We start from the raw sequence: 9,099 nt of genomic DNA, 5'->3' as shown, positions 1-9,099 counted from the left end.
CTCGCCGCCGGGGCTCGACAGGTCCCGAACGACGAATGGGTGCATAGCTCAGTTGGTAGAGCAGCTGACTCTTAATCAGCGGGTCGTAGGTTCGAATCCTACTGCACCCACCATCTTTCTCCTTGAAAAGATTGGTGTAACCCGAAGGCCGCCGGAGCAGCCTCCGTCGTTGGGGTCCAACGAATGTCCGTCCGATATCAGTTAAAATCTACGTTCCGAGCCAAGCTGCCATGATTTGCATCCGAACGGATTAATTCCGCCGGATCGACCAGACGTGCTCGGGCTTGAGGGGAGGTCCGGGACCGATGATCCGCCCCGACCCGCCCAGCGCCTGCGCTGTCGATAAACGTCTTCGCCTCTGCGCGGACCGCCGCCCCGCGCCCCACCAAGAGGTGTCCGCCCGTGTCGTAGACGGCGAGCCGCGCGCCCGGAATCCGGTCCGCAGCATACTGCGCCGCCGGCAGGGTGTTGAAGAGGTCGTCGCGGGCCGAGACGATCAGGGTCGGCGCGGAGATCCGCTCTAGCGGCGGTTCGTGCAGATCCGGCGTACTGTCGACATTGATGCCGCGATAGCGCTGCGACAGGGGCTCTACGCTCCGCACGATGTCCAGGACGCGCTGCCGCTCGGCCGGCGACGCGGTCGCAAACACCTCCGGCTGGCCGCCCAGGAAGCGGACGAGGATCGACGACGCCACCCAGCGCCGCCGCCGCGGCCAGACCGCCGATCAGCACTCCGCGCCTGGTCATCACCGACTCCTCGGCGGCCACCCGCGAGCGGATCGCGGCTAGGCGACCTTCTTCCGCGTGACACTCAGGACCGAGATCAGGGCGGCCGCCGCCGACAGCGCCGCCGCAGCCGTGGCGATCGGGTGCGCCCTAGCCTCGGCCATAGCTTTCTGCGCGACATATTTCACTTCGGGCGACGCCTTGTCGGCGAGCGCCTCGGCGGCCAGGCGAAGGGCGTGAGCGGCCTGCGCCACCGCCTTCTCGGCGTCGTCGCTCAGGCCGTCGGCGGCTTGCCGCAGCGTCTTGGCGACGTCCTCAAGGGTGTCCTCGAGCTCGTGCTTCACCTTGCGGGTCAGGGATTTCGACATCGGCATTTCTCCTATGGAGGTCAGACTGGCGCAGCAGCGGGCGGCGCGCTTTGAGCAAGATCAACCGCGCGGCTGTCGGAAGACGAAGTCGAGGGCCGTGCTCAGGGGACGCTCCCAAATGTTCGGGCGGCTTGGCGGGGCGTGACCGACGACCTCATGCATCGGCCGGAATACTTCGTGCTCATGAGCCACTGACCCGCGCGTCCGCGTTGGCGGCGGAGAACCTAGTCCGGTCGCGACTGTCCGCGTTTGCGTTGGGCTGGGCCGAAACGGCGCGGGAGCCTTCCGGATAGGCCGCCACAAGTACGCGGGCCAGTCATTCTGGACGGCGGTGCGTGGCCGTCGAAGGCAACCGGCCCTCCCCGCGGTCCTAAGGCAGCAGCACCGCCGCGCCCGAAAACGCGCCATGGCGTAGGTCGTCGAGCGCCTGATTGGCGTCCAGCAATGCGTAGGGCCGCACGTGCGGGCGCACACCCGCCGCATGAGCCAGCGGCAGGTAGTCCCGCGCATCCTGGCGGGTAAGGTTGGCGACCGACACCAGGCGTCGTTCGCCCCAGAGCAGGTCGTAGGCAAAGCTCGGGATGTCGCTCATATGGATTCCACCGCACACGACGGTACCGCCCTTGCGGACCGCGGCCAGGGCTGTGGGTACGAGATCCCCGACAGGGGCGAATATGATCACGGCGTCGAGCGGCTGATGCGGCCGTTCGCCGGACCCGCCCGCCCACACGCAGCCCAGCTGCCGCGCGAGCGCCTGAGCCGCCTCGTCCCCCTCGCGCGTGAAGGCGTGAACGGTTTGGCCTTCATGGACGGCGAGCTGCGCCAGCAGGTGCGCCGCGGCGCCGAAGCCGTAAAGACCGAGCCGCTCGACCTTTTGCGCCTCACACGCTATCCGCCAGGCGCGGAAACCGATGAGCCCCGCGCACAGCAACGGCGCCGCCTCCAGGTCGGACAGGCTCCCCGGCAGGGGGAAGGTGAATTCGGCCCGAGCGATCACCGTGTCCGCATAGCCGCCGTCGCGGGTCCAGCCGGTGAAAGTCGGATCGTCGCAGAGGTTCTCCCGGCCATCGCGGCAGTAGCGGCAGACGCCGCAGGTCCCGCCCAGCCAGGCCACGCCCCGCCGCTCGCCGATCGGCACGCCGGCCACGTCCGGTCCGAGAGCATCGACGACACCCACGATCTCATGGCCGGGGACCACCGGCGCGCCACGGTCCCCCAGGTCTCCATCCACCACGTGCAGGTCGGTCCGGCAGACGCCGCAGGCTCGCACCCGCAGCCGAAGCTCGCCCGGCCCGGGTTCGGGATCGGCGCACGCCTCCGCGACAAGAGGCGTGCGGCGGGTCTTCAGGACCATGCGCAGCATCGGACGATCCCCGGGGGTGAAAGTGAAACGGTCAGCGCTCTCGGTGGTTCGACCGCCACAGCAGCCAGGCCCCCAGCAACACTAGCGTCTGGGCGACCGCCGAGAGGAGCAGGCTGAGGGTCAGGCCCAGCCGAAGCGCCAACGCCTGGGACGCGGCGGAGTCTCCGTAGGTAACCGCGATCAAGGCAGCCATGCCGGTGAGTCCCGCCAGAAGGAACACCAGGCCGAATATAACCTGGGCGAGGTTGGATCCGCGCGCCGCCATGGTCAGGCCGTGAACAGTTCGTCGCACGTCGCGACGAGGCCGTTGTTCAAGAGTGCGGCGGTCGCCAGGCTCAGCATCAGGACCGGATTTCGTACGGTCAGGTGGATTCCTCCGTACGCCAATGCGAGCCGCCCTGCGCGGGCTCGGTGGGAGTTGCAGGTTCGGCCGGAACCGGGAGCCGGGCCTTGATCAGGGTCAAGCATCGCCATCGCCGAACAGATCTGTCCCGGCGCGCAGTAGCCGCACTGAAAACCATCGTGCTTCACGAACGCCGCCCGCATGAAGCTACGGTCGCGGCCTCCATTCCCCTACTTGCCGCCACGTGGCGCCGCGCTTGGCAGGCCAGGGGTCGAGGGCGGGGCGAAGCGCGCCACAAGGTCGTAGGAGTCGCCCGGGAAGGTCAGGCGGACATGGGTGATCGGCTCGCGTCCCCGCCAGGTCCGTCGCTCCAGGGAAAGGCAGGCGGCCGTGGGATCGATCCGCAGGGTCTTCGCGGTCGCGCGTGAGACGTTGATCGCGCTGATGCGGTGTTCGGCCTGGGTCCAGGCCACCGAGCCGAGCAGCCAGGTCCCCGGGGGCGTCGCCGCGAAGTCCATCGCCACGGCCTTCGGAACCGACGCGAGGCTGATGAGCCGTTCCTCCAGGGCGAAGGGCCGGCCGTCGGCCCGATGGAGGCAGCGCAGGACGACGACCTGGGCGGGGCCGTCCAACTCGAGTTCCTCGCGGTCACGCTTGTTCGCCGCCCGCGACTTCTGCGACAGCAGCTCGTAGCCGTAAGCCTCGCCGCGGCTGGTGATGTCGGCCTGGATGTCCAGGATGTCGAGCACCGCCGAATGGACCCTCGGCCGCGAGACGAAGGTCCCCGCGCGCCGCTGCCGGACGATGAGGCCGCTGTCGGCGAGCGGCGAGAGGGCCTTGTTCACGGTCATCCGCGAACAGCCGTACTGGGCCATCAGCTCGTGCTCGTAGGGAATCCGATCACCTGGGGCCAGCTCCCCGGAGAGGATACGCTCGGCGATCTCGGTGCGGATCCGTTTGTTGAGCGTGGTGTCGCCGCCGGAACTCATGCGGATCTGCTTCCCCCCGACCTGATCGTCACCGCGAGGCTATCATGATCGGCGAGGCGGCGTGGCCGCCGCGGGCCGACGGGTCAGCTCTCGCGCACCCGCGCCTTCGGCCCGCCCCGTAGACGCTCGACGGGGTCCAGGACCCAGGCGAAGTCGCGCCGCCGGAAGCTCTGGACCAGCAGGATGAGGCCGCTCAGCGCCAGCCAGGCGATGCCCGCCGCGACGGTGATGATCAGCGGGTGGTTGAAGCTTTCGCGCTTGGTGTAGTCCATGATGTGGATCATCCAGAACACGTCCCACAGTCGCCAGCTGTTGTTGCGGCGCTCGAGGACGTCACCGGTCGCGGCCGACAACAGGAGCGTCGTGCGCTCGGCGTCGGCGAACTCCACGCGCCACAGGGGAAGCGGCAGCTTGCGGGTCTCGACGTCGGCCGCGTCCACCTTCCGGACCGAAGCCACGGCCTCGGAGCCGCTGAAGGCGGCGGCGGCCAGGGCCCCTGCCCTCGCCGCGTCGACGGCAACCGGCCGGCCGCTCGTAGCGTCGACCAGCTTCACGCCGGACGGGGTGGCGGCCTCATAGACGAAACCGTCCCCAAGCGGTTTCAGGCGCAGGGCCAGGATGGGGCCCCCGACGGCCTCGGCGACACGGGCCAGGGGAAGGGTGTCGGCCGGGACAATCAGCGCCGCCGGCTCGCGGACGGAATGCTCGGCCGAGACCTTGTGGTGGTCGAGCAGCGCCATCATCGCGCCGCTGATCGTCCAGAGGACGAACTGCAGACCGAGGATCAGGCCGAACCATTTGTGCAACGTGCGGATCAGGAACATCGGAACCTCAGGCTGCGGCTTTGCGCGCGCGGCGCCGGCGTCGGAAACTGTAGAGCAGGAGCCAGGCCCCGGTGAGCGAGGTCGCCACGGCCATCCAGGTGGCCACGCGCAACAGGATGTTGTTCACGTCCGTGCGCTCTTCGTAGTCCATGATGTGGAACATCCAGACGAAGTCGAAGATGCGCCAGAGGTCGTGCCGCTTGGCCACCAGCCCGCCGGTCTGCGGAGAGATGTAGAGGGTCGGCCGCCAGAAGCCTTCGAACTCGACCCGCCAGATCGGCGCCGGCCGGCCCTTGATCTCACCCGGCACGACCTCGAGCAGCTCGGTCTTCACGATGCCGCCGCTGCCGGCGTAGTGAAAGAGCGCCCGATCGCGGGCCGCGTCTTCGTCGAGCGGCGACAGCAACGCGCCGCTGCGGGCGTCGAACAGCATATGGCCCGGGATCGCATCGACGACATAGACGGGCTTGCCGAGTTGGGTCTCCAGGCGAACCGACTTGGCGCCGGATTGGGCGAAGGTGGCGGGTTCCACGAGGCCGGCCATCGACAGGGCACGCGGCTCGACCGTCCGCACCAGGTGGTCGCCGTGGATGATGTCGATGTGGACGGCGGTCATGTAGAGGCCGCTCAGCGTCCAGAACACCGCCTGGACGGCGATGATCAGGGCGAGCCACTTGTGGGTCGTTCGCGCCAAGGCTGGCAAGCGCATCGTGGTCTCTCTTACCGCCGAATTCTCGAAAGGATCGGCGCCGGGCAGGACATGGGGTTTCCCGCCCGGCGCCCGAAGGCGTCTAGTTGAACTGATAGGTCAGCCGCACATAACCCCGGCGACCGAGCAGGTCGTAGGTCATGGTGTCGGTGTTGCCGTCGGTCCAGCTTTTGATGAAGGGCGCCTTCTTGTCGAAGATGTTGTCGACGCCGACGGCGATGTCGGCGCTCTCGCCCAGGCGATAGGCGAACTGGGCGTTGTGATAGAAGACGTTCGGCGCACGGTAGCCGATGTCGGCGGGCGCGGCGTTGAAGTCGGTCGCCTTGCCGATCCACTGGACCGAATAGGTCCCCGTCCAGCGCTCATCCATCACCGAGAAGCTGGCGTTCGAGCGCCAGTGCGGATAGCCGCCGTTGCCGCCGCCGATATGGCCGTCGAACTCGATCGGGTCCGCGCCAAGGAACGGCGTGATCACGTATTCGTCGAGATAGGTGGTGTTCCAGTCGAGGCTGGCGCGCCGTTCGCCGATGTCGAAGTCGTAGCGCACGCCGACGTCGACACCCTTCATCTGCTCCATGCCCGCGTTCGAGGGCTGGGCCGAGAGGAAGTTGACCTCGCCGGTCAGCGAACTGCGGGTGAAGTTGGCCGGGCCGCAGAAGGGGTGGGTCAGGCCGGGCGCCGCATAGCAGACCGCCAGCTTGGTGGAGCCCGGAATCGAGCGGATGGCGTCCTTGATCTTGATGTCGAAATAGTCGACGGTCACCGAGAGACCGCTGACCTGGGTCGGCTGCCACACCAGGCCGAGGGTCAGGGTCTCGGCGGTTTCCGGCTGCAGGTTCTGGTTGCCGCCTACCGTGGTCAGCACGGTGTTGCCGAGCTGGACGTAGCCGGCGGGAACGCCGGAGGCCTGGCAGTTGGCGATCAGGGTGGCGTTTCCGCTGGTGCTGTAGCGGCTGCACGGATCGGTCGTGGTCAGGTTGCCCTCGGCCACACCGCCGAACAGTTCGGGCACGCTCGGAATGCGGAAGCCGGTGCCGAAGGTCGCCCGCAGGCGCAGGCTGTCGATCACGGTCCAGTTCAGGCCGACCTTGTAGGTCGTGTTGCTGCCGAACAGGTCGTAGTCGGAATAACGGACGGCGCCGTCGAGCTCGAGCTTGCGCACCATCGGCAGGTCGGCCAGCAGCGGCGCGGAGAGTTCGAGATAGGCCTCCTTGGCCTTGGTCTTGCCGGAGATGGGATCTTGCTGGTTGGTGTTGGCGATGCCCAGGACGGTCAGGGCGTCGGGGTTCCGCCACCCTTCTTCGTCCCGATAGACCAGGCCGGCGGCGGCCAGGAGCGGGCCGGCCGGCAGTTGGAAGACCGTGCCGGTGACGTCGGCGGTGACGCTGCGCTGTTCGTTGCCGCCGGAGTCGCGCGAGGTGAACAGGATGTAGTCGAGCACCTGCTGGGTCACATCGCCCGCGCCCAGATAGTCCGCGCAGGGGATGGTCGCGCCGGCCGCGGCGCTGCAGATGGCCGTGTTCAGCGTGTTGTTCACCCGCTCCTTGTTGGCGATGTTGGTCATGCCGTCGATGCCAGTGTTGCGGCCCCAGTTGACCGCCGCTTCCCAGGTCCAGTCACCCACGATCGAGCCCTTGGCGCCGCCCACGAACCGGTAGGTGTCGGTCTCCTGGAAGAATTGGCGCGGGCCCGGCTCGGCCAGGCGGCGCTGGATCACCGTGATGTTCTGGCCCGTCGGGTTGGTCGGGTTGGTCGCCGAGATCGCCAGGTTGCGCAGGGTGCCCGGCGTGGCGATCTGGTTGCTCTCGCGGTGGGTGAAGAAGAACTCCGCGAACAGGCTGACCTTATCGGTGAGTTCGTAGTCGGCCAGGAACGCCGTGCTGATCCGCTCCAGCGGCGAGACCGCATTGAGGAACGGGTTCGAGTTGAAGTTGTGCTTCGCCGCGCTGTAGGGCTCGAAGAAATTGCCGTTGCCGCCGGGTGTCTGGTTGAAGTTGATCTGCTGGCCGTTGAGGACCGCGCGACCGCCGATGGTCGAGGCGCTGGAGACGCAGACGAGCGCCCCGCCGACCTCGCCGAGACCGCAGGGCGCGCGGCTGGCCAGGTTGACCACTTCGGTCTTCTGGTAGGTCAGGGCCGCGGTGACGCCGCCGCGCTCGCCGCGCAGACCCCATAGGACGTCGACATTGTATTCCCCGCCGTCGCTCTCGTCGGTGACGCCGTACTTGGCCGAGAGCTTCAGGCCCTGGTACTTGTCGAGAGTAACGATATTCACCACGCCCGCGACCGCGTCCGCGCCGTAGATCGCCGAGGCGCCGTCCTTCAGGACATCCATCCGGCCGATGATGGCGGTCGGGATCATGTTCAGGTCGGGCGCGCTGTTGGCGCCCGTGCCGCCGTTCACGACCCGGCGGCCGTTGATCAGGGTGAGGGTCCGGTTGATGCCCAGGCCGCGCAGGTTGACCTGCGCCGTGCCGTAGCCGTTGCCGGTCCAATAGGCGTTGGTCTGGTTGCCCGCGGCGCCCGCCGAGGCCGGCAGGCGCTGCAGCAGGGCCTCGACATTGGTGATGCCGGCCCGGGCGATCTGTTCCTGGCTGACCACCGTGGCCGGGCCCACCCCGGTTATGTCCTCGCGCTTGATGCGGCTGCCCGTGACGATCACCTCGTCGACGTCGTTGGCGGCCAGCTGCTGCGCGCCAGCCTGTGTGCTCAGCATCGCGGTGGTGAGCAGCGCGCTCGCGAAAAGCAGACGCTTCGAAATCCGGCTCATGGCCATCCCCTGTCCCATTAGACCCCGGCCCGACCGTCTCCAGCGAGGCCGCACCATTCACCCGACTGTCTTGTTTCGCGCCTCAAAGTGTCAAGATAGGTATATACATATTCAACGTTTCCCCGAGGGTGCGCGATTGCCGATCGACGCCACTTTCGACTCATGGCGCAACACTCTTGCGGTAGATCGGGAAATAAATTCCCTAGAATCGGGACAACTCCGCAAGATAATGGCTATTTTCACCTCGACATGTTTTCAGGCTAACTTCGCATCCATGCGTATGTTTTCGTGCAGAATACATCCAACATGTCGATTATTTGATCGTCGAATCAGCCCTCGTGTTCGAGGCTATATTTTCCAAATAGCAGTATTCACGCGCCAGAACGTGGACACATGGTGGAGTAATTCTTGAATTTACAGCCATTTCGACGACATCACTCAGATATCATCGTTGTCACGGCGGACGAAATTCCCGTAACACTACGTTTTCTTGAAATCCCCAGCTGAAGGCGCGCATCCTTGATCGCTGCGCGAAACAGCGGCTCGGATAAGACGGATACGCACCGGGAAGACCGATCCCTCATCTCTCGACGCAATGCGCGGACAAGGGACGCCAAGCTCGTCTCGCGTGGGCCGAAGGGGCCAGCGGCCGGGGCGAAGACGGCCCGGCCGACAGGCCTGCAGCCCTAGAAGGCCCGGATGCCGACGATGGTCTGACCGCTCAGCTGGAAACGGATCTTGCTGCCGACGGCCGCCTTCGCGAGCAGGGCCTTGTCGGACACCTTGAAGGGCATGGTCATGGCCGGCCAGTTGAGCGCCTTGATGGGGTCGTGGGCCAGGGTGACCGTGCCGGCCTTGGCGTCCACCTTCTTCACGACGCCGACGCCCTCAACCAGGGCCACGGACGGAGCGGCCTTCGGGGCGGCGTGACCGCTGTGATCGCTTTGGGCGGCGGCGGCGGAGGTCATGGCCAGGGCGGCGGCGAGGGACAGGACGACGGTTTTCAT

General features: G+C 67.0%; 10 protein-coding genes and 1 tRNA gene. 1 reads left to right on the top strand and 10 read right to left on the bottom strand.

Annotated elements, in window-relative coordinates; all coding sequences use genetic code 11:
* Positions 1-37: 37 nt before the first annotated feature.
* Positions 38-113, top strand: a tRNA-Lys gene (locus tag Q8Q88_RS13775).
* 84 nt (positions 114-197) lie between these two features.
* Here the strand turns inward: Q8Q88_RS13775 and Q8Q88_RS13770 are convergent.
* From Q8Q88_RS13770 to Q8Q88_RS13725, 10 genes are all read right to left on the bottom strand, one after another.
* On the bottom strand, positions 198-695 hold the full coding sequence (locus tag Q8Q88_RS13770; protein ID WP_305675757.1) for an alpha/beta fold hydrolase: 498 nt from the start codon (positions 693-695) through the stop codon (positions 198-200).
* 90 nt (positions 696-785) lie between these two features.
* Entirely contained in the window at positions 786-1,094 is a 309-nt protein-coding gene (locus tag Q8Q88_RS13765; RefSeq protein ID WP_305675756.1) for a hypothetical protein, read from the bottom strand.
* Between the two features lie 370 nt (positions 1,095-1,464).
* The gene (locus Q8Q88_RS13760; protein WP_305675755.1) at positions 1,465-2,457 is read right to left on the bottom strand and encodes a zinc-dependent alcohol dehydrogenase family protein; all 993 of its coding nucleotides are present in this window, start codon (positions 2,455-2,457) and stop codon (positions 1,465-1,467) included.
* A 31-nt stretch (positions 2,458-2,488) separates the two neighbouring features.
* Positions 2,489-2,749, bottom strand: coding sequence for a hypothetical protein (locus tag Q8Q88_RS13755; protein WP_305675758.1), 261 nt, complete (start codon positions 2,747-2,749; stop codon positions 2,489-2,491).
* On the bottom strand, positions 2,725-3,003 hold the full coding sequence (locus Q8Q88_RS13750; RefSeq protein WP_305675754.1) for a 2Fe-2S iron-sulfur cluster-binding protein: 279 nt from the start codon (positions 3,001-3,003) through the stop codon (positions 2,725-2,727). Before Q8Q88_RS13750 ends, Q8Q88_RS13755 begins: the two co-directional genes overlap by 25 nt.
* A gap of 27 nt (positions 3,004-3,030) precedes the next feature.
* The gene (hutC, locus tag Q8Q88_RS13745) at positions 3,031-3,789 is read right to left on the bottom strand and encodes a histidine utilization repressor (RefSeq protein ID WP_305675753.1); all 759 of its coding nucleotides are present in this window, start codon (positions 3,787-3,789) and stop codon (positions 3,031-3,033) included.
* A gap of 83 nt (positions 3,790-3,872) precedes the next feature.
* On the bottom strand, positions 3,873-4,613 hold the full coding sequence (locus Q8Q88_RS13740; protein WP_305675752.1) for a PepSY domain-containing protein: 741 nt from the start codon (positions 4,611-4,613) through the stop codon (positions 3,873-3,875).
* A 7-nt stretch (positions 4,614-4,620) separates the two neighbouring features.
* Positions 4,621-5,322, bottom strand: a complete 702-nt coding sequence (locus tag Q8Q88_RS13735; protein ID WP_305675751.1) for a hypothetical protein — start codon at positions 5,320-5,322, stop codon at positions 4,621-4,623.
* A gap of 82 nt (positions 5,323-5,404) precedes the next feature.
* Positions 5,405-8,092, bottom strand: a complete 2,688-nt coding sequence (locus tag Q8Q88_RS13730; protein WP_305675750.1) for a TonB-dependent receptor — start codon at positions 8,090-8,092, stop codon at positions 5,405-5,407.
* A 686-nt stretch (positions 8,093-8,778) separates the two neighbouring features.
* Positions 8,779-9,099: a copper-binding protein gene (locus Q8Q88_RS13725; RefSeq protein ID WP_305675749.1), complete on the bottom strand. Its 321-nt coding sequence runs from the start codon at positions 9,097-9,099 to the stop codon at positions 8,779-8,781.

Source organism: Phenylobacterium sp. (assembly GCF_030697925.1).
In the GTDB taxonomy this organism is placed as follows: domain Bacteria; phylum Pseudomonadota; class Alphaproteobacteria; order Caulobacterales; family Caulobacteraceae; genus Phenylobacterium.
Note: the sequence above shows the minus strand (reverse complement) of the source record. Positions and strands in the feature narration are given on the sequence as shown.